Genomic DNA, 18628 nt, shown 5'->3' with positions numbered 1-18628 from the left:
GTATTAGCGGTCTAATTTTACAGTGCCTGAAATATTATCAATACTGACATCACCCGAGCCTGCTTCTGTAATAGTTAGCGCTTTAGCGTAATTAACGCGAATATCGCCAGAGCCATCATCAATCGTCACGCTTGAGCCAATATGTTCAATCAACATATCTTCTGAGTTATCGTCTACGGTGACTGCGCCATTAATATGTTTAATAGTTATGCCGCCCGAGCCATCTTCAACATTTAATACGCCTGTTACGTTAGTAACTTGCATTTCGCCCGAGCCATCTTCAATAGCGACATTACCACTGACATTATCAATATCAATGCTGCCTGAGCCGTCATTTAATACTAAGTCGCCGACCACATTTTTTACGTAAATACTGCCCGAGCCATCATCAATATTTAGGTTTTTAGCACTATTGATAGATAAGCTGCCAGAACCATCTTTTACATCAATATTGCTTTGCATCTCGTTAATAACAATATCGCCTGAGCCGTCGTTAATATCTAAATTTAGGGTGTTAGGTACGGTAACAACTAAATTGATACTTGGTGATTGCCCGCTGTAAAAGCTAATCCCATTATTACTTTTATTTTGTGCAACAAGTTTTGCTTGTGTACCGCTTTTCTCAAGGGTGAGTTCGTATTCATCGTCAATGTCGGCGGTGTAAATGATGGCATCAACGCTAATATTGGTTGCAGTATTAGAGCCCTGAATATCGAGCGAACCGGCACCACTTAATATCGTTAAGTACTCAAGGTTATTGCTTGGTAGTGAAAGCTGCTGGGTTTGTTTAACTGATGCGACACTGGGCGATATGTGAAATACACAACCGCTGAGTAATAAAATGCCACTAATTAATGAAACGGGCTTAGTGAAGTTCAATAGAGTTGATGCGCTCATGTTTAGTCCTTTGATATTGATTATTTTAGTTAATATACAAAGTATAAGGCAAAATTGAGGCCGAAATGTAAGTTGTTGTTTTATATGAGGTGGCAGCAGTAATTAAAAAGTTAAAATGCCAAAATATGGTTAAAAATACTAAATGTTAATAAAAAGGATGCACACTGCATCCTTTTGTAATTACTCTATTATTAATGGGCGTTTTACTTAAAAATTGTAAGTAATGTTACCGTATAAAAAGCGCCCATCTAAACTGTAGGGTGTGTAAGGCGTGTACGGAAATATTTGGCCAAAGTTAGAGTAGCCAATATTATCTACCGTTGCTTGAGGGTACTGATCGAACAAGTTATTTGCACCCACTGCAAATTTCCACGCTTCGTTAGGACGATAAGCGACTTCTAAATCGGCAATCCATTTAGCATCTAAATATTCATCACCCTCGCTGGTGGTTGAAATATCTGCCACTTCCCCATAGCGAGTTGCACGCAAGGTTGTTTGCCATTGGTTAAAGCTCCAAACAGCCGATAGGTTTAGTTTGTTATCGGGTGTGCCTTGCTCAAAACGGCCTACTTCACGACGGGCAAATACCACGTAGTCATCGCCTAAAGAATTTAGCTCGCTCGGGTTTGCATCTACATGAGTCACTTCGGTATCGTTAATGTTTGCCGCCGCATTTAAGCGCACATCACCCAATGTATTTAAATCAAGTGTGTACGTTGCCACAATATCAACACCTTGCGTGCGCGAATTGATGGCGTTGGTAAAGTAACGAACACTTTCGGTATTTAGCTCGCCAGCATTCGCTAGAATTTGCTGTACAGCGTTACCGCTTAAGTTTTCAGAGAGTACAATCCGGTCATCAATATCAATGCGGTACGCATCAACTGTTAAGCTAAAGCCACCTTGAGTGTAAACAAATCCAGCGGTAACGTTAACTGAGTCTTCTGCATCGAGCTGTTTTGCACCTAACGCTTGAGCTGCAGGAGCAGAGCTTGGGAATAGACCAACTTCAAAAGGCTGGTTATTTTCGAGAATAGTCGATATTTGACGGTACGAGCTTTGTGCAAGTGACGGCGCACGAAAGCCAGTACTTGCCGCACCACGTAACGATAGGTTGTCGTTAATACTGTAACGCGTGGCTAATTTTGAAGTAAATGTGTTACCAAAATCGCTGTAATCTTCATAACGACTGGCTAAAACAACATTCCATTTATCAGTTAAGTAAGTATCAAATTCAGCAAATACAGCAACATTATGACGACTTTCATTGGTTGTGCTTTGCGGCCCAAACCCAGGAAGCACTTGCGCACCGCCAGCAGCAATTGGGTTGCCGTTGTTATCAAGCGCAGTAATATAAGAGGCTTCCTCGCCTTGCTCTATTTTATAGCTTTCACGGCGGTATTCAGCACCAATAGTGAAAAATACATCATCGGGTAGACCAAAATCAACGCTGGTATTGGCATCAAAATTAACTAAAAATTGATCGTAAACCATGGCGCCGTTATCAAACTCAGTTTGGCTATTAGTACCTAAAGAAGTATTTAGGCTATTTACAACGCCTAAACCAAAGTCATTTCGGCCGTAGTTGGTGCTTACATCCCAAGTCCAGTCGCCACTATCGCCTTGTAAACCAAGTGCCAGCGAGTAATCTTTTACGTCGGTAGCAATTTGTGGCAAAAAGCCATTAGGGTATAGCTCTAAAACATTGCGGCTGTCTTTTGCACGACGGTAAAATCCGCCCGAGTTACCTTCACGCTCTGAATAGCTACCAAATGAGTAAACATTAAAGCCATTCTCTAAATCGTATCCCATATTGTAAAACAAAGCGTAGTCTTCCAGCGCTGCTTTACCAAAACGGTGATTGTAGCGATCAATTGTAAATTCGCGTGGGTCTAGGCTGCCATCATCTAGGCGGCTGTATTGTTCGCGCGGATCAAAACCAGAGCGTTGAGTTGAGTCGTTATCACGGTATTCAACTGATACATTTACAAAACCATTGTCTGTTAATGAAAAACCTGAGTTTGCGCTAATTGTGCGGGTACTACCGTCGTTAACATGACGATCGTCGCCTAAATTAAATGCAAGGTTGCCGTTATCATCCGCATAAGTGCTATTTAGTTGCGGTACACCGGCCATTTGGCTGTCGTATTGGCCATAAGTTACGCTAACACTGCCGCCTTCGGTGGCATCTTTTAAAACAATATTGATTACTCCCGCAATGGCGTCAGAACCATATTGTGCTGCAGCCCCATCGCGCAGAACTTCAACACGCTTAATTGCAGAGGTTGGGATCATGTTTAAATCAACCGCGGTAGAGCCGCGACCAACCGTGCCCCCTAAGTTTAATAACGCACCAGAGTGGCGACGCTTACCGTTAATAAGGACTAAAGTGTGATCGGGTGCAAGGCCTCTTAAAACCGCTGGGCGAGCATGATCGGTGCCATCAGAGAGTGTGGCACTTGGGTAGTTAAAGCTTGGTACTTGGTTAGCGAGCACTTGGCTAATTTCAAGTTGCCCCGTACTTGCCATATCATCACTGCTAATAATATCTACAGGCACAGTACTTTGCGCAATACTACGCAAACTGCGGCGCGTGCCTGTTACTGAAATTACTTCGATATTTTCTTCGACTTGGTTAGTTTGCTCAGCCGCATTCGCAGCTGAAAAAGAGGCGCCAAGTGCGGTGGTAATAGCCAAGCTAAGTGCTAATTTTTTATTAGCTGATAAATGCTGAAAAGTCATTGAGCGTGCCTTGAAGATTTTGAAAAGGACGCATCATATATAAGCGGCTAGTGCATCGCAAAGATCTAAATTGACTAAGCTATTCAACTATTTTCATAAAAATAAGTGATCGGAATAATAGATTGAAACAGGAACAGACAAGGAGGCTAAAATATAGGATTATGCTTATTTAGGCAGCGAAAATGACTAACTTGGTTTAAAGCTTTGTTAAAGGGGTTTAATTATAAAGAAGCTACAGGCCAAACGATTAATGTGGCCTGTAGGGAATTAAAATTTATTCAGGTGCTACTTCAAGGGTGGTAAATAATACATAGCGGCTGGCGTCTACATCTTTTTCGTTTACTGTCACTTTTTGAGAGGTTTCGATTAGGTATAGGCCTGGCTCTTTCCACGTTGTGCTAAACATGCCGTTTTTGTCGGTCGTTACTTTTATTTCGCCACGTTCGTTACGATAGCGTGTATCACCTTTTAAAATGCTGACTTCAATGCCTTCGCCAACCGGCTTTCCATCGCTTATTAGCTGAAAGCGCGCTTGCTCGCCAACAAATAAATCGTTTGGATGCGTTGGGCCGCTAAGCTCTAAGCCTTGACCTAATTGTGCTGGTTTAGAGGTACCATTATGACTAACAAAGGTATCAACAGTAGAGATGGTTTTAATTGTAGTGATGTCGCTGGCGTCTTTAGGTAGATTGGCATCTGCTTTTTTGGCGAATACACGGCTTCGCTCACCTGCTGCATTTTTGTAGAATGTCATGTACATAGGTTTTTGCGTCATCGCAATATGATAGGTGCCTTGTTGCTGAAGTTTTACTGCAGCAGAGCTTTTGCGTTGTAGGTAATAGGCACGAATGGTATCGGTAACTTGCTCGCCATTTGGGGCAAGTGCCATAAGCAGAGTATCGTCGTATTCAGCGCCTTTTGTGCTTGGACGAAATGCTTTATCAGGTGCAAAAATTTCGTTAGAAATACTCGCATCAATCATTACATAATGGGCTTTATCCCCTGATAGCGAGGTATGCGAAGGTAGTAACCAGCGGCCATGTGCACTTGCAGCTGTTGATACCAGCGTCGATAAACTCAGTACGCCAATGAGTGCTGTTTTTAATAAATTAACGTTCATTATTTTTCCTTTAAATTTGAATGATAAGTAGGGACTACCTAGCGGATACAGTGACAAAGCTGGTTGAAAATTCGTTTTTGCCATCAATGGTTATTTTTCCTGATTGGGTTAAATCAAGCTCAATACGGCTGTAATCACGCCCGCCTTCTTCACGAACAACTTCAATATTTAACAGGTATTTTCCTGCGATAACTGATTTGCCATTAAGATCGTTTCCGTCCCAATTAATGGTATAAGTGCCTGCGCGTTTGGTTGCGCTACTAACCCCATCGAAGTTTGCATCACTTTTACCGGCTTTGCGCCACCATTGGCGTAGGTCTTTAAACCATTCCGCTTTTTGTACCCAAAGCGCTAAAGTTGTGACATGTTTACGCTCTGGTGTTTCGAGCCAAACAGCAACATAAGGTCGATGATAGGGCTGCACATCTAACTCAGGTAAAGTTAATTCGATTTCTAATTGGGGGGATTGCGCTGCCACCGAAGTGTGAAAACACACGGCAATTAACAGCAATACGGTGCTAATTAAAGATTTAAACTTGAACATTAAAACACTCCTTTAATTTGTGGAACCCAGCATAAATAAATAACCAATGGTGTTGCGATTCCTAATACGGTTATCCATATTCCTGCTAAGCGTTTTTTTCTGTTTTGAAATAAAATAATCATGCCGGTGATGGCAAATAGAATCATCAGTACTGCAGATATATCAATAACCCAGCTCCATACTTCTCCTGAATGACGACCTTTGTGTAAATCGCCAATAACACTTAAAAACCCCCCGGTTTGATAATCGAGTAACAATTCGCCACTAATAAAATCAAACTCTGCATAGGCATAGCCTGCTGGTAATGGGTAGTCGAGCATAACCAGTGAATCTTGCTTTTCCCATTCAATGCTTTTCACTTTATTCAGCCCATAGTGTTTGGCTAAGTAAGCTTCTATTTGTGGATAAATAGCAGGCAGGCTATTCAATTGTGTATTTGCTTGAGTAAGCAGAACTTGGGGGATTTGGACCGTAATTTGGCCATTGTTTTTATCGTTTTTTAACCAGTCAACATGGTTTAGCACTATACCGCTTACACAAAATAGAATAAGTAAAAAAAACAAAGCGGTGGAAATATAGATATGTAGAGTGCGACTTGTACTATATAAAGTGCGTTTATTAACAAAGGGCATAAAAGGTACAAACTTATTTAACTTACACGGATGATAATGATTTTCATTAGCTGTTACAAATTTATTTACCAAACTTTACACTTTATTTTTTAGGAGGAGTTGAGTGCTTAGAGATTAAGTAAGTTAAAATCAGCACTTCAACAACAGCCACTAGAGCAATAATCCAAGCTGGAGGGCTGTTGTATAATAAAAATATAAAGCCTATTAGCATACCTATACCCGCAGCATACTTTGCCTTTACAGGAACCACTTGATGGGCGCGCCAATGTTGTAATGTTGTGCCAAAGCGAGGGTGGTTTAATAGCCAAGATTCAAGCGCCGCGGATGAGCGAGCAAAACAGGCTAAGGCTAAAATTAAAAACGGCGTAGTTGGCATAACCGGTAGGGCAACACCAACAATGCCGAGTAATACACACAGTAGTCCCAGCAATTTAAAGCCGAAATTTTTATAATAAATAAAAGCGTTTTTTATACTCACTTTAGCTCTTTTTTAATTAATTAAACGGTAAAAGTGTAAGCTAATTAAAAGGTAAAATGAAGAGAAAATGGCTTAGTTGCATGTTATCAACTAAGCCATTTAGGGTTAGCAAAGGAAAAGAATTTCCTGATTGCACTACCTATTAAAAGTAATAACCTAAATTAATATTAAAACGGCGCCCGGTATCGCCATCACCAATAACGGTACCGCCAAAAAAGGGTTGATTACGGGCTTGTACGAAATCAACATAACTAAAGAATCCGCCAGCAGTAATGCTCATACCGGTTACATTCATCCAAGTATTGGCGCTATTATCTGACTTGTTGTCGATGATCCCATAGTCGTTATAAAACTGCAGATTGGGAACTGGGCCCCATTCTAGTGCGTAGTCATAGGCAATATTAAAGTTGGTCATTGTGGCTTGGCTCGATACACTGTCATAATAGTCAAAAGCACCCACCGCAAAGCGGTTATTACCATCGTCTAAGTCATATTCACCGTGTTGCAATTGAATATTCCAGTTATTAATGTTGCTGTTTAAGTGAACAGCCCACGCACTGTAATTACCCGCGCGGTCTTCACCGTCGTGAAGTCCGCCATTGAGTAACGATACCCCGATGTCAGTGGTGATATTTTTACTATGCTCAAGCTGATAAGTAGCGCGACCAGCAAAGGTGTTGTATTCACCAAGTTGCTTTTCAGGCTCGGCATAGGTGCCTTCATCGGCAGGGCGACTACCAACAATATCATAAGAGTAACAATGATTTTTGTCTGATGCTGAGCCATCAACTCCACCCAGTTCATCGTTTTTAAAAAAGCCGAGATCAAGTGTCCAGTTGTGTTTAAGCTTATGCTTGGCGACTACCCCTAAATCAAAGTCACCACCGCGATCTTCATTGCCTTCATCGTAAGAGCTTATACCGTAGTTAGCGCGAATAGCATCTCCTACTTTTATCCAGATTATTGCTTTTCTTGCTGTGCAGTGTCTGTTGAAGTAGCTTGCAACTGTTTACTAACTTGTTCTACTTGCTGAGACTTTTTTTCAGCGAGTTTGCTTTCAAGTTTATCTACTTGTTGCTTTAACTGCGTTAATTAGCTTTGGAGAGGTTGAAGGTTTGATGCATAAGAATTGCTAGCAACACCACTTAAAATTAATGCGAGTGTTAGTTTTGAGAGTTTAGTCATAATAGCCGTTTTGATTGTGATTAAAAAATAAAGGCGCAACGATGCGCCTCTTAGTGTGGAAATAGGAGAAAATGGCAGACTAATTTAGTTTATTGTTTTTATACTGCGTTTTATTCTTTAGTAGAAGTTTGAAACAGTGCGCCTACTTCTAAAAGAGGAGAGGCATCTAGCTTATCTGCATCCATCATTGCGGCAATACGTTGCATTGATGAAAGTAGTAGGCTCTGTTCCCATTCAGCAAGCGCTGAAAATTTTTCGATAAAGTGTTCTTGCAAGGGCTGAGGGGCTTTTTCGAGTAATTCTTTACCTTGTTCAGTAAGGTATAAGCTGACCCGGCGTTTATCCATTTGACTACGAACGCGTGTTACCAAATTCTTGCTTTCTATTCGGTCAAGAATATTTGTGACCGTTGCCGGGCTTAAATTTACATTTTGCGCAATACGACTCGCGGTAATGCCGTCAGTTTGAGACACTTCTTGCATAATAAGCAGTTGTGGTCCTGTTAAACCCGCTGTTTTATTAAGTTGTTTTGAATGTAAGTCAATCGCACGGATCACCTTGCGTAAAGAAACTAGTAACTCGTCATATTTTTGCATTTGTTTGTCTCATGAAAGGCGAATCAGTTGCCGTAATCACGAAATGTTACACATCAAATAAATTGAATTCAAATGATATATATCATTTAACGCCGCTATTATTGGTTTTTATTAATTTGATCAGTAATTAAAATGGCATTTATTATCTTTATTTTATTAAAAGTTAATAATACTCTGCCTTGCTAAGGCTGCGCACCTTACGTAAGTTAAAAGCGATACGCAAGCCACAGGTTTAAACTTTAGTCGTAATTGAGCCGTTGATGTGGCATAAAAATATAGTAACTAACTCAATTTAAATAACTATTCTATGTAGCTTATGCTTTAAGCATGCATTATTGTTTGTGTACAGTAACCTGAACTCAGGTTAAGTACTAAAAAATTAGTCTCAGTGTTAAAGGAGATAAAATGCAATTATCACCCTCAGTATGTATTGAGCGTACATATAGCGGTTTGGAATTTATTAGTATTAATAGTCGCCAATGTAAGGCGAAGATATTTTTACAAGGTGGGCAAATAACTGAGTTTACACCCAAAGGTAAATTACCACTATTGTGGGTGTCTGGGGATGAAACCTTTAGCGAAGGGAAGGGCATTCGTGGCGGTATTCCTATTTGCTGGCCTTGGTTTGGTCAACATGAAAATAAAGACTTTCCAGCACATGGTTTTGCGCGCACGCACGTATGGCAAGCCGATGAAGTGCATGAAACCGAGAACGAGATTACTGTTAGTCTTAAATTACCAATGAAGCAGATAGATTCTACCTTTTGGCCTCATCAATCTTCTTTAAGGGTTGAGTTTATTTTATCTGAGCAGTTAGAGGTGCGTTTAACCACCTGTAATTTAGGTAACACCCCATTTAGTTATACACAGGCGCTGCATACTTACTTTCCAACTGATGATATTAATAATACTTGCGTAACAGGGCTGCAAGGGGCGCAATACATAGAATTTGGCCAAGGGCCTTATCGGCAAAGTGATGTGGTTGGTTTTACCCGTGAAACCGATATGGTTTATACCCAAGCCGGGGCTGTGCAAACAATTGAAACTCCTCAAGGGACGATCAGCGTTAGCAGAGAAAACTCGCGCTCGTGCGTGTTATGGAATCCATGGATTGAAAAATCAAAGCGACTATCAAATTTTGCCGATGATGATTATAAAAGCATGTTATGCCTAGAGGCTGCGAATGTACTTGAAGATGCGGTTACGCTTGAGCCAAAACAAAGTCATACCCTAGTAACAACAATAAAGTGGCTTGGCTAAGCCTACCATACGCGAAATGGAGCAAAGTGTGTTTACTAATCAACAAATAACCGACCTACCGCAACATAAAAGCATAGTGTTTGAGCCGCTTGCGGACAAAGCATTGTTGCATGCACAATTGAATTGGTTGTTATTTTTCATTCCTTTTTGCTTAGTACTAGCGGCTGTATGCTATTTTAATACAGACTTTGCTGCTATGGCGCAAGGTTACTTATTGGTTGCTGTTCCGCTATTAATTTTACTGTGTATGTTATACAGCGTGTTCAGCATAAAATTACAGGGCAGCGCGTTGCGTACCCACGATATTGCTTTTAAAAAAGGCATTATTTGGCAGCAGGTGACAATTTTACCGTTAGCGCGTGTGCAGCATATTGAAATACACCGTGGGCCCATAGAGCGAAAACTTGGTTTAGCCAGTTTAAGACTTTATAGCGCCGGCGGTATGAGTGCCGATTTACAAATTAGTGGTCTGACCCACGAAAAATGCAAAAATATTCGTCAGTTTGTACAAAGCTATCGCCACGATGAAACCGCAAGGGAGGTAGCTGCCAGTGAGTGTTGATGCTGCGCAAATAACGTCACCTTCACTTAACTGGCAAAAAGTGTCGCCCTGGGCGCTGGCTTATTTTGTGATGCATTTTAGTGTGCGCTTCATAAAAGACGGCTTATTTAATTTACTGCCCGTGTTGGTGGTATTTGTTACCCAAGTAGAAAATAAACTATTTTGGGGGCAAGTTGGGCTCGCGGTTGCTTTAACTTCATTGCTTGCCTATTGTTTTTTGTATTACCGTAGTTTTCGTTTTTGTATTACTGACGAGCATGAAATTTTACTTAATAAAGGCGTATTTAAAAAAGAGCGACTTACCTTAAAATTTTCTCGAGTGCAAAACGTAAATATAGCGGAGCCATTTTACTTCATCCCCATAGGGTTAGTTAATTGTATTTTTGATGCGGCAGGCAGTGTTGCTCAAGAAGCTGTTTTGCCAGGGGTAACTAAAGATTACGCGCAACAAATGCGTAAACGAGTGTTTGACTATAAAGCGCAGCAACAACCATCAGCTGAGGTGGCTGATACAGCGCAATCTCATATTGAAGAGCAGAGCGAAAATAGTTTAGTTATCACCAATAAAGAAATTGCTAAATTTGGTTTAATGTCGAATATGGCCATTTTAGCACTTGCGGCAATTGCCCCTTTTATGAATGTGGCCATCGACTTTTTAGAGCAGCAGTTCATAACAAAAATAGAGGGTTTTTATCAGCAAGAGCTGGGCATGATGGCTAATGCAGCTGTGTTTGCGGTTATTACTTTAATTATTATGTTGGTATTTATTGCGGTGTTTTTATCGGTGACTATGTCGCTCATTCGTTTTTATAACTATCAGCTTTACTTTAAAAATAATAAATTCAAACGTATTGCAGGGCTGTTAGAGCGTCATCAACTATCAATTAGTTTAGACAAAGTACAGTCAATCGTTATTAAGCAAAACCTAGTTGCTAGGCTATTAAAACGCTTTACTGTGGAGTGTTTGCAAGCCAGTAGCGGCGGTGCTGCAAGCATGGCGAAAAAGAATAAACAAACCTTAGTGCTGCCTGTGCTCACGCAGGAGCAAGTTGATAATGTGTGTCAGTGGATTTATCCGTGGTTTGACAGTAAAAAGCTGGCATTCAATGCGGTAGAAAGGGCGTTGTTATATAAAAACACGGTGTTTTATGCTTTGCTACCGAGCGTTGCTTCTGGTTTTTTTATTAGCTTTATGCAACTTAATACATTAATTGCATTAGCATTATTCTTGGTACTAGCCGCGTTAGTGTTTTTATCTTATAAACGTTATGGATATTACCTTCATCAACAAGATGGGCGTTTTTATTTGGTGGTACGCAAAGGTATGATTGGCGTGCATTACCGGGTATTTGAGCTCTACAAAGCACAAAGCGCTCGCAGTGTGAGCACCTTTTTTATGCGTCGTTCTGGCTTAAAAAGCCTGTATATACAACTTGCTGCAGGCGGTGCGTATGTCCCATATTTAAAACAGCAAGATGCTGACTTCATTATAGATTTTACACTTATGCAGGCTGAGTCAGACCCTCGCAGTTGGATGTAACTTCCTTTGTTCAAAACTCAGATTAAATAATAAAGCGGGTGTTAAAACACATTTGCACATGCTTTATTACACTTTTTTACTGCCCGTTTTTTCCATTTGATAATACTCTAAGCATTATCAAATGTACTATTTAAGGGATTATTGTGAAAAAGTCACTCATTGCATCAGTCTTATTATTGGCTGCACCTAGCTTTGCTGCTAATTGGCAAACCATTCATACCGAGCATTTTAATGTTCACTTTAGTAGTGAGCATACTGATTTTGCTAAATCGACTGCGGTAGAACTTGAGATTGTTCGCACTAAAGTGCTTGAGCAACAAAACCGGGCGCTTGATAAAATCGTCGATGTGGTGGTGTTTGACCCTCTAAATGCAGCAAATGGCTTTGCCTTACCAACCTCTAATAATCCTGTTATGGCGCTTTTTACTACGCCACCGCAGTCGGATACCGTGATATCAAATTCATCGGGTTGGCAGCAATTGTTGGTGCTGCACGAATACATTCATTTAGTCCATTTAGCGCAACCAACTCGTAACGACTGGCAGCAAAAGATTCGCGGTGTATGGGATATATACGATTTAACCTATGGTAATACACCGCGCTGGGTAGCTGAAGGGTACGCTACTTTAATCGAATCAAAAATGACAGGCCGAGGGCGACTCTTTGATAACTATTCTGAGGCAATACTCAGGGAGTTTGCTCAGCAAGGAGCGCTTCCGACCTATGGGCAACTAAATAGTGATGAAGGCTTTATGGCGGGCTCCATGGCGTATTTAATGGGAAGTCGTTTTTTATACTGGCTAGAGCAAAATTACTCAGAGCAGCTGGTCGATAATGTATGGGTTCGTATGCGGGCGGTTAAGTCTCGAGATTTTGACGATGCATTTTCTGGTGTATTCGGGCAAAGCGCTGCCAAGCTATATCGTCGATTTATTGCTGAGTTCACTTACAAAGCAATGCAACAAGAGCAAACCGAGTCACCACTTAATAGCAAGCTTTGGTTAAAGCTTGATTTATACGCTAGCACCCCCGCTCTTTCTGGTGATGGCAGCAAAATTGCCATAGTGGAGCGTGATAAAAAAAGTAATACCAAGCTCATAATTTATAGCACTGAAGACAACACTAAAGCGCAACAGCAATTTACTAAAGCACAAAAGCAATTACTTGAAGATGATGCTAAGGATATTCCTGATACTGCGCCAAGTGTATTTAAGCGCGAACAAAAACAAGTACTAAATCAAATTAATCGCGCAGGTATTGCTAACCCGCAATGGGTAAATAACAACACTCTTTATTTTAATGCCTACAGTAGTGAAGAATCGGGTATTTATAACAAAGTGTCTGACATTTTTAGCTATAACACCGACACTGGCAACATAGAGCAACTTACAGAGCTGGCCGGTATTCGCCGTTTTAGTGTTACCCGTGATGGTGAAACACTTTACGGTGAGCAAATAAGAGCTGGGTATTCTGAATTAGTTAAAGTCGATCTTAATACACAAGCAATCACGCCACTTTTTACCAAGAGCTTAAAAACAACGTATGATTACCCGACTCTAAACCCCGATGAAACAAAACTAGCTTACTTATCAGCATCATTAAACGAAAACTGGCAATTGTATATACAAGATGTAAGCGGTGATGCCAGGCAGTCAATCCCAATGCCTAACGGGTATCAGTATTTAAGTCAGCCGAGTTTTAGTCAAAATGGGGAGTCTATCTATTTTGTTGCTGGCCTAAATAATAAGACTGATATTTATAATTATCATATAAAAAATAACACCCTCACCCGCTTAACTAACGGGCAAGAAGCGCTCGCATACCCGATTGAGGCTGAAGATGGCTCACTACTTTATTTCTCCATTAATGCCGATGGCCCTGATGTAAAAACGCTAACAACAAAAAACCGTACAGTCGTAACAGATCTCGCTGTAAACAGTGAAGCTCCATTGTTGATGGTAAATAAGCATACCTTGCCACCGGCAAAAATATATACCGATGAGATAGCAGAACAAAGCGATTACTCAGTACTTGAGCAGCAAGCGACGTTTGCCTTGGGATCACAGTATTATTCAGCGTCAACCAGTTTGCTAAGTGTAGGTATAAAAAGTAGCGACCTATTAAAACAACTTGATTTACAAGCGGGTTATAACATTGATTTGCATAACGGTGCATTAAATGGCGGCTTTATACAAGCAAAATACAATGCGCTGAATACAAAGTTTAAGCTTGCGCTATTTGATTATAATTTGGATACATCACGTCAATATCAACCTAGCTTAAACGCTGATATTGATGCCCGAGGTGGTTTTGCTGCAATAAGCCACCCATTGAAGTTTGGCCAGCTTCAGTTAACCCCAGAGCTTGCTTATAACTATACAGATTATAAAAATAGCCATAAAAATTGGACACGGTTGAGTATTAGTCAGCAATGGCAACATGACCGCCAAGCATTTGCCATAGGGCAGAGTATTTATGCCAGCATTTATGATGGGCAGAATCACAGTAGTCATTGGCAAGGTTATGACTTGGCAGCAAAAATATTTGGTAAAGCATTTAATATTCCCATGTTTGTGAGCTTTGAACAAAAACAGCGAGACGATAGTGATTTAGCTTTAGGTGGGTTTAGCTCTAACCTGATTAATCAGCAACAAAGTAGCGAGTTTGTGCTTGCTGCTGAACTGCCATATCACAGTGCAACTGCAGAGCGTTACCAAGGTTATGGTGGTGGCATCAGCTTTAAAGAAGGCATGCCTTGGCTTTATTACAAGCAACATCAATTAGACAACAGCGTTTATGCACAAAGTTATGGCTTAAAATATCAAGGTGATTTTAGCTTCGGAATGGGGCCTGCGGGCGTAAACGATTTAACCTTTAATGCTGGACTGTCGCGTGTTGAAGGCGACAGCTTTGAAGATGAAATGCGCGCGTGGTTAAGCTTTTACTATTCATTGTAAAAGCCTATATAGCTAAGTTACTTACTTGCCTTTAAGGACAGTAACTTAGCTTGATATACATCTAACTTTTGCTTGTCTTTTTCGAGCTCTATCGCTTTTTCAAGTAATTTTTGTGTTTGTTGATTTTTTCCTTGTTGATAGCGAATTTTAGCAAGCTCTAAATAAAGCTCTGCAATATAAGGCGCTTTTGTTATGGCTTGTTCAATATGCTCCGTAGCGGTATTAATTCGTCCTGTTTCTAGGTCATTTTTTGCAATAACTAAAAGTTCATAAGGATCTTTTTCTACTTCAGCAAGCTGGCTTTCTAATTGTTCAACAAGGTGCTGTTCACCAATTTGTTTGGCTAAAACTTGATAGTTACTAAGTAAATTTATATTTATCAGCTTATTATCTAAAGCTGTTTGGTAAATAAGTTGTGCACTTTTTAAGTCACCAGCTCGTCGATGTAAAATTCCAGCCATATTAAATAGCTCAGGATCATAAGGGGTGTATTTATTTGCTTGTAGAATAAGAGAATACGCTTGATCAAACTGCTGTTCTAAAAGCGCATCAGCAGCTAAGTTACTATAAAATTTAGAGATTAAATCATTATAATTAGCACTATCGGAATACACACTGCCTCGAGTTGGAAAGTAGTCTATTAAGGTGCCAGGACGAAAAAAAGTGATTATATTTTCTTCTTTTTCAGGTAGCTCGTTATCCGGGGCATAAACTTTAGTTCTAAAATGATTGGCTACATAAACCAAGTTATCTTCCTGTGCGTAAACTGGCTCGCTCGTCATTTCTTGGAAGCTAGTTTTAAGCCCTAAAGTTTGTGCATAGCTTTGGGTAAGAACAGCTAGGCTAATGCAATTACCTTGTGCAAGATTGATAGATTGAGATGATGTAAGAGTATCACCATGATACTTAAAATTAGAGAGCTGATTTTCAAGGTAATTATAAATAATACGGTCAGTTCGAATATTAGATGTTTGTTGTTTTTTTACGAAGGCTAGAAAGCGTGCTTTTTCGGCCTCGGGTAGTTCAAATATTGCGTCTTCAGAAGGTGTAGTTTGTTGTACAAATAATGTGTGATTAATTAACGAACTTAATTGTAAGCGCTGAGTTTGCGTATTGATTTTGCTGCTGCACCCCATAACAAGTAAAAAAGTTACGCTTATTATTAATTTAAAAATATTCATTAAATCACTCCCTTGTTGATTTCACTTTACAAGGGAGTGATTACTTTATCAAGCGTTAGCGCTTTTTCGCTGCATTACACGATTTCTTTGTGAATGCTTTTTACGTTTGCGGCGGGTAAGCCATAAATAAAAGCCTGTACCAGCGAGCCATACAGGGCTAAGACCAACAATACACCATAGTATTTTACTGATAAGCCCAGCAAAATAACCAAAGTGTAGTTTTCTAAAACTGTCTATTACTTGCCAACCAGCACCAGCCTCTCGAATATCCCAGTTAGCCATGTGTTCACCTGTTTGCTTATTGTAAGTTATGGTATTGGCGTATTCACTGGTAAGTGGATTACTGGTATTTACTTCGCCATAAAGAGTAATATTTTCATCGGGCTCTCGTGGAAAAACTAAAAAAGTTGTATTAAAAGTGGGTATTTGCAGCTTGCTATCATTAAGAATCCGCTCAAAAGAGATGTCGTCACTATATAATTTATTTGTAATAGTGTAGTGCTCTTCTTCTGCGTGTTCTATTACTTCGTGATACCACACTGCACCATTAAAATAACCACCGGTAATCGCTAAAACGATAAGGATAGGTGAGCCTAATACTCCAGTCATTTTATGAATGTCGCTAAGTACTATTTGTAAAGTTGCGCGCCAGCGTACGCTAAATAGTCGCTGCCAAAATTTACGGTAAATAATTAAGCCTGTAATGCCCAGAGTTAATAAAAATAAAGCAAAAAAGAACCCTAATACGGTACCTGTTTGCCCAGGTAAGCTTTTTAAGTCGTTAAGTAAAAAGGTGTAATGGAGTTCTAAAAACCAGTCGGTAAAATAATGAGTTGTGCTTACTGGTTCTGATAAAACCTCTCCGGTGTATTGGTCTAAATGCAACTTATACCAATCGTCAGTGCCACGCTTAACCAAATAAAGCCGGTCGGCGGTGGTGTTATTAAAAAGCTCCCAGCTTCCTACTACATACTCAGGAAAGGCTGCTTCGGCTTTATCTATTAATGAGTCCATAGGTAAGCGAGCAGTTTGCTGCTGTACCACAAAGTGTTTGTCAGGCATCAGTAAGCCATCAATTTCACTTTTAAACACTAAAACACTGCCGGTAATGCTAATAACAATTAACGGAATAATGGCAATTAGCGCCAACCAACTATGAACTTTAAACAGTGTTTTTCTCATTACTTAAGCTTGCATGTTAATTTTTAGATATGCGCATGATAACAGTTATCATTTGTGTTGCAATTATAAAATGGTGAGACTGTGAAGTTATAGCAACGGTTTTTGTATATTCAAGTTGCCACAGGAGGAAACTAAAGTAGGTGTGAAGCTTGTATAAAACCTAGCCAGCTCTACAATGCGCGCACAAAAATAAAGCCTTTAAAAACAAATGTTTAAAAAATGTTTTATTTCTTCCTTTTTATTAACAACAATGTAACGAGCGAGGTTTGCTTTGGCGTATTATTTGCCTATTTTGTCAGTGTTTATTTTGGTTTTTAGTTTTTTACCGTTACTTAATAAAATTATTAAAAACCGCAGTGTATCGGGTGTATCACTGCTAATGATGACATTTGGTTTAGCGCAAAGTGTGTACTTTATTAGCTACAATCTTTATTTTGCTCGTTTTTATATTGCCTTGCCGTTTTTTGCGACAGGTTTATTAAGTGGTTTAATTTTATACTTTTTTGCACGTTATAATGCCGCTAAACGTCAGAAGCTGCAGTTACTTGGCATGCTTAGCTTTTCGTTATTACCTTTTTTGTTGCTGTTAAACCCTAACCTAGATACTGCCACTGTGCTAAATGGCTTAACTTATGTGGGCTTAATTATGAGTTCAGTACGGGTTATGCCACAAACCTATAAAACACTGCGAACAGGGAATATTAGTAACCTTAGTGCGCGCTATTTTAGTTTGCAATTTATAGCAGGTATCTGTGGTTTGTTTGCAGAGCTAGCCATGCCAGTGCAAAGTACTTCGCATATATTAATGTTTATTATGATATTGCTAACTAATGCGCTGCAATTTGCGTGTATGCAGTATTATCGCGTACGTCCTGTGTTGGCATAAAATTATAGTGACCGTTAATTTCATTTGTGGCACTTTGAGTGACCAATAAATAAAAAGTGCCCACTATGAAATTAACTATCCATCAAATCGATGCGTTCAGCAGTGAACTGTTTAAAGGTAATTATGCTGCCGTGATCCTACTAGAGTCTTGGCTTAGTGATGATCTTATGCTGAATATCGCTTCGGAAAACAACGTGTCTGAAACCGCTTTTACTTGTCAGTCGGCAGATGGAAGCTTTGCGATACGTTGGTTTTCGCCGTTAATGGAAATTGATTTTTGCGGCCATGCTACATTGGCTGCGGCCTATGTGCTTTGTGAGCAACATAATATAACGCAGGTGCGCTTCAGCACAGAGGCGGTGGGCGAACTGATTGTTAATAAAAATAACGATGGCAGCTTTGCCATGACCTTTCCTAAACAAGCCCCTGAAGAGGTTCAGCTCATCCCTGATGCTTTATTAGCTGGCCTGTCTATACAACCTGTTAAAGTGCTGCAAAACCGCCAAGCTTATTTTGCTATTTATGATAATGAGCAGCAGGTTGTAGATCTGAAAACAACCAATGAACAACTAAAAAAATTAGCCCCATTAGATGTGGTTGCAACAGCACCGAGTGTTGAGTATGACTTTATTTCTCGTTATTTTTGGCCTGCCAGTGGTGGTGATGAAGACTTTGTGACCGGCTCAATTCATACCGGGCTTGCCCCTTATTGGGCAGAACAATTTGGCAAAAACTCTTTAATTGCATATCAGGCCTCACAACGAGGCGGGAAGCTTTACTGTGAAGTGGGTGATACAACAGTAACTTTAACGGGTCATGCCGTAAGGTACCTAAAAGGTACTATTTACCTTTGAGTTAATGTAAAA

The 18628-nt window shown here is 40.0% G+C and carries 15 protein-coding genes and 1 pseudogene; 6 read left to right on the top strand and 10 right to left on the bottom strand.

Translation table 11 applies throughout. The features are described 5' to 3' along the window. Positions 1-3 precede the first annotated feature (3 nt). From MTN97_RS12920 to MTN97_RS12885, 8 genes and pseudogenes are all read right to left on the bottom strand, one after another. Entirely contained in the window at positions 4-897 is an 894-nt protein-coding gene (locus MTN97_RS12920) for a DUF4097 domain-containing protein (protein WP_248474555.1), read from the bottom strand. 207 nt (positions 898-1104) lie between these two features. Continuing rightward, positions 1105-3639: a TonB-dependent siderophore receptor gene (locus MTN97_RS12915; RefSeq protein ID WP_069438886.1), complete on the bottom strand. Its 2535-nt coding sequence runs from the start codon at positions 3637-3639 to the stop codon at positions 1105-1107. 274 nt (positions 3640-3913) lie between these two features. Further along, a complete protein-coding gene (locus MTN97_RS12910; RefSeq protein WP_036980675.1) occupies positions 3914-4759 on the bottom strand; it encodes a DUF4198 domain-containing protein in 846 nt (281 codons plus the stop codon). A gap of 34 nt (positions 4760-4793) precedes the next feature. After that, a complete protein-coding gene (locus tag MTN97_RS12905; RefSeq protein WP_013466240.1) occupies positions 4794-5303 on the bottom strand; it encodes a DUF2271 domain-containing protein in 510 nt (169 codons plus the stop codon). Further along, entirely contained in the window at positions 5303-5935 is a 633-nt protein-coding gene (locus MTN97_RS12900) for a PepSY-associated TM helix domain-containing protein (RefSeq protein ID WP_036983344.1), read from the bottom strand. Before MTN97_RS12900 ends, MTN97_RS12905 begins: the two co-directional genes overlap by 1 nt. 82 nt (positions 5936-6017) lie before the next feature. Next, positions 6018-6413: a YbaN family protein gene (locus tag MTN97_RS12895; RefSeq protein WP_069438888.1), complete on the bottom strand. Its 396-nt coding sequence runs from the start codon at positions 6411-6413 to the stop codon at positions 6018-6020. A 142-nt stretch (positions 6414-6555) separates the two neighbouring features. After that, positions 6556-7598 (bottom strand): annotated as a pseudogene (locus MTN97_RS12890) (hypothetical protein). Positions 7599-7708: 110 nt separating this feature from the next. Continuing rightward, positions 7709-8194, bottom strand: a complete 486-nt coding sequence (locus MTN97_RS12885; protein WP_008466785.1) for a MarR family winged helix-turn-helix transcriptional regulator — start codon at positions 8192-8194, stop codon at positions 7709-7711. Between the two features lie 405 nt (positions 8195-8599). Here MTN97_RS12885 and MTN97_RS12880 point away from each other — a divergent pair, with 405 nt between their 5' ends. The 4 genes from MTN97_RS12880 to MTN97_RS12865 all read left to right on the top strand — a co-directional run bounded on the left by MTN97_RS12880 (position 8600) and on the right by MTN97_RS12865 (position 14513). Beyond that, positions 8600-9454, top strand: coding sequence for a D-hexose-6-phosphate mutarotase (locus MTN97_RS12880; protein WP_036980670.1), 855 nt, complete (start codon positions 8600-8602; stop codon positions 9452-9454). 16 nt (positions 9455-9470) lie between these two features. After that, a complete protein-coding gene (locus MTN97_RS12875; RefSeq protein WP_069438889.1) occupies positions 9471-10016 on the top strand; it encodes a PH domain-containing protein in 546 nt (181 codons plus the stop codon). Further along, positions 10006-11556 carry a PH domain-containing protein gene (locus MTN97_RS12870; RefSeq protein ID WP_248474554.1) on the top strand — a complete coding sequence of 517 codons (1551 nt, stop codon included), beginning with the start codon at positions 10006-10008 and terminating at the stop codon, positions 11554-11556. Before MTN97_RS12875 ends, MTN97_RS12870 begins: the two co-directional genes overlap by 11 nt. Before the next feature lie 143 nt (positions 11557-11699). Further along, positions 11700-14513 (top strand): hypothetical protein, encoded by a 2814-nt coding sequence (locus MTN97_RS12865; protein WP_248474553.1) that lies wholly within the window; start codon positions 11700-11702, stop codon positions 14511-14513. A gap of 17 nt (positions 14514-14530) precedes the next feature. On the opposite strand, the gene MTN97_RS12860 is transcribed toward MTN97_RS12865, so the two are convergent. Together MTN97_RS12860 and MTN97_RS12855 are read right to left on the bottom strand one after the other, a co-directional pair. Next, on the bottom strand, positions 14531-15694 hold the full coding sequence (locus tag MTN97_RS12860; protein ID WP_075170745.1) for a lipopolysaccharide assembly protein LapB: 1164 nt from the start codon (positions 15692-15694) through the stop codon (positions 14531-14533). 48 nt (positions 15695-15742) lie between these two features. After that, entirely contained in the window at positions 15743-16876 is a 1134-nt protein-coding gene (locus MTN97_RS12855) for a PepSY-associated TM helix domain-containing protein (RefSeq protein ID WP_248474552.1), read from the bottom strand. A gap of 271 nt (positions 16877-17147) precedes the next feature. Between MTN97_RS12855 and MTN97_RS12850 the strand changes: the two genes are divergently transcribed. Together MTN97_RS12850 and MTN97_RS12845 are read left to right on the top strand one after the other, a co-directional pair. Then, positions 17148-17762 carry a PQ-loop domain-containing transporter gene (locus tag MTN97_RS12850; RefSeq protein ID WP_010392228.1) on the top strand — a complete coding sequence of 205 codons (615 nt, stop codon included), beginning with the start codon at positions 17148-17150 and terminating at the stop codon, positions 17760-17762. 65 nt (positions 17763-17827) lie between these two features. Next, on the top strand, positions 17828-18616 hold the full coding sequence (locus MTN97_RS12845) for a PhzF family phenazine biosynthesis protein (protein ID WP_008112850.1): 789 nt from the start codon (positions 17828-17830) through the stop codon (positions 18614-18616). Positions 18617-18628 lie beyond the last annotated feature (12 nt).

This window comes from Pseudoalteromonas sp. 2CM36K (genome assembly GCF_023161865.1).
GTDB lineage: Bacteria > Pseudomonadota > Gammaproteobacteria > Enterobacterales > Alteromonadaceae > Pseudoalteromonas > Pseudoalteromonas tetraodonis.
Note: the sequence above shows the minus strand (reverse complement) of the source record. Positions and strands in the feature narration are given on the sequence as shown.

What these genes read in the sequence shown, in the direction of transcription:
- MTN97_RS12920 (WP_248474555.1), bottom strand. Translation starts at nt 897, where the DNA reads ATGAGCGCATCAACTCTATTGAACTTCACTAAGCCCGTTTCATTAATT.
- MTN97_RS12915 (WP_069438886.1), bottom strand. Translation starts at nt 3,639, where the DNA reads ATGACTTTTCAGCATTTATCAGCTAATAAAAAATTAGCACTTAGCTTG.
- MTN97_RS12910 (WP_036980675.1), bottom strand. Translation starts at nt 4,759, where the DNA reads ATGAACGTTAATTTATTAAAAACAGCACTCATTGGCGTACTGAGTTTA.
- MTN97_RS12905 (WP_013466240.1), bottom strand. Translation starts at nt 5,303, where the DNA reads ATGTTCAAGTTTAAATCTTTAATTAGCACCGTATTGCTGTTAATTGCC.
- MTN97_RS12900 (WP_036983344.1), bottom strand. Translation starts at nt 5,935, where the DNA reads ATGCCCTTTGTTAATAAACGCACTTTATATAGTACAAGTCGCACTCTA.
- MTN97_RS12885 (WP_008466785.1), bottom strand. Translation starts at nt 8,194, where the DNA reads ATGCAAAAATATGACGAGTTACTAGTTTCTTTACGCAAGGTGATCCGT.
- MTN97_RS12880 (WP_036980670.1), top strand. Translation starts at nt 8,600, where the DNA reads ATGCAATTATCACCCTCAGTATGTATTGAGCGTACATATAGCGGTTTG.
- MTN97_RS12875 (WP_069438889.1), top strand. Translation starts at nt 9,471, where the DNA reads ATGGAGCAAAGTGTGTTTACTAATCAACAAATAACCGACCTACCGCAA.
- MTN97_RS12860 (WP_075170745.1), bottom strand. Translation starts at nt 15,694, where the DNA reads ATGAATATTTTTAAATTAATAATAAGCGTAACTTTTTTACTTGTTATG.
- MTN97_RS12855 (WP_248474552.1), bottom strand. Translation starts at nt 16,876, where the DNA reads ATGAGAAAAACACTGTTTAAAGTTCATAGTTGGTTGGCGCTAATTGCC.
- MTN97_RS12845 (WP_008112850.1), top strand. Translation starts at nt 17,828, where the DNA reads ATGAAATTAACTATCCATCAAATCGATGCGTTCAGCAGTGAACTGTTT.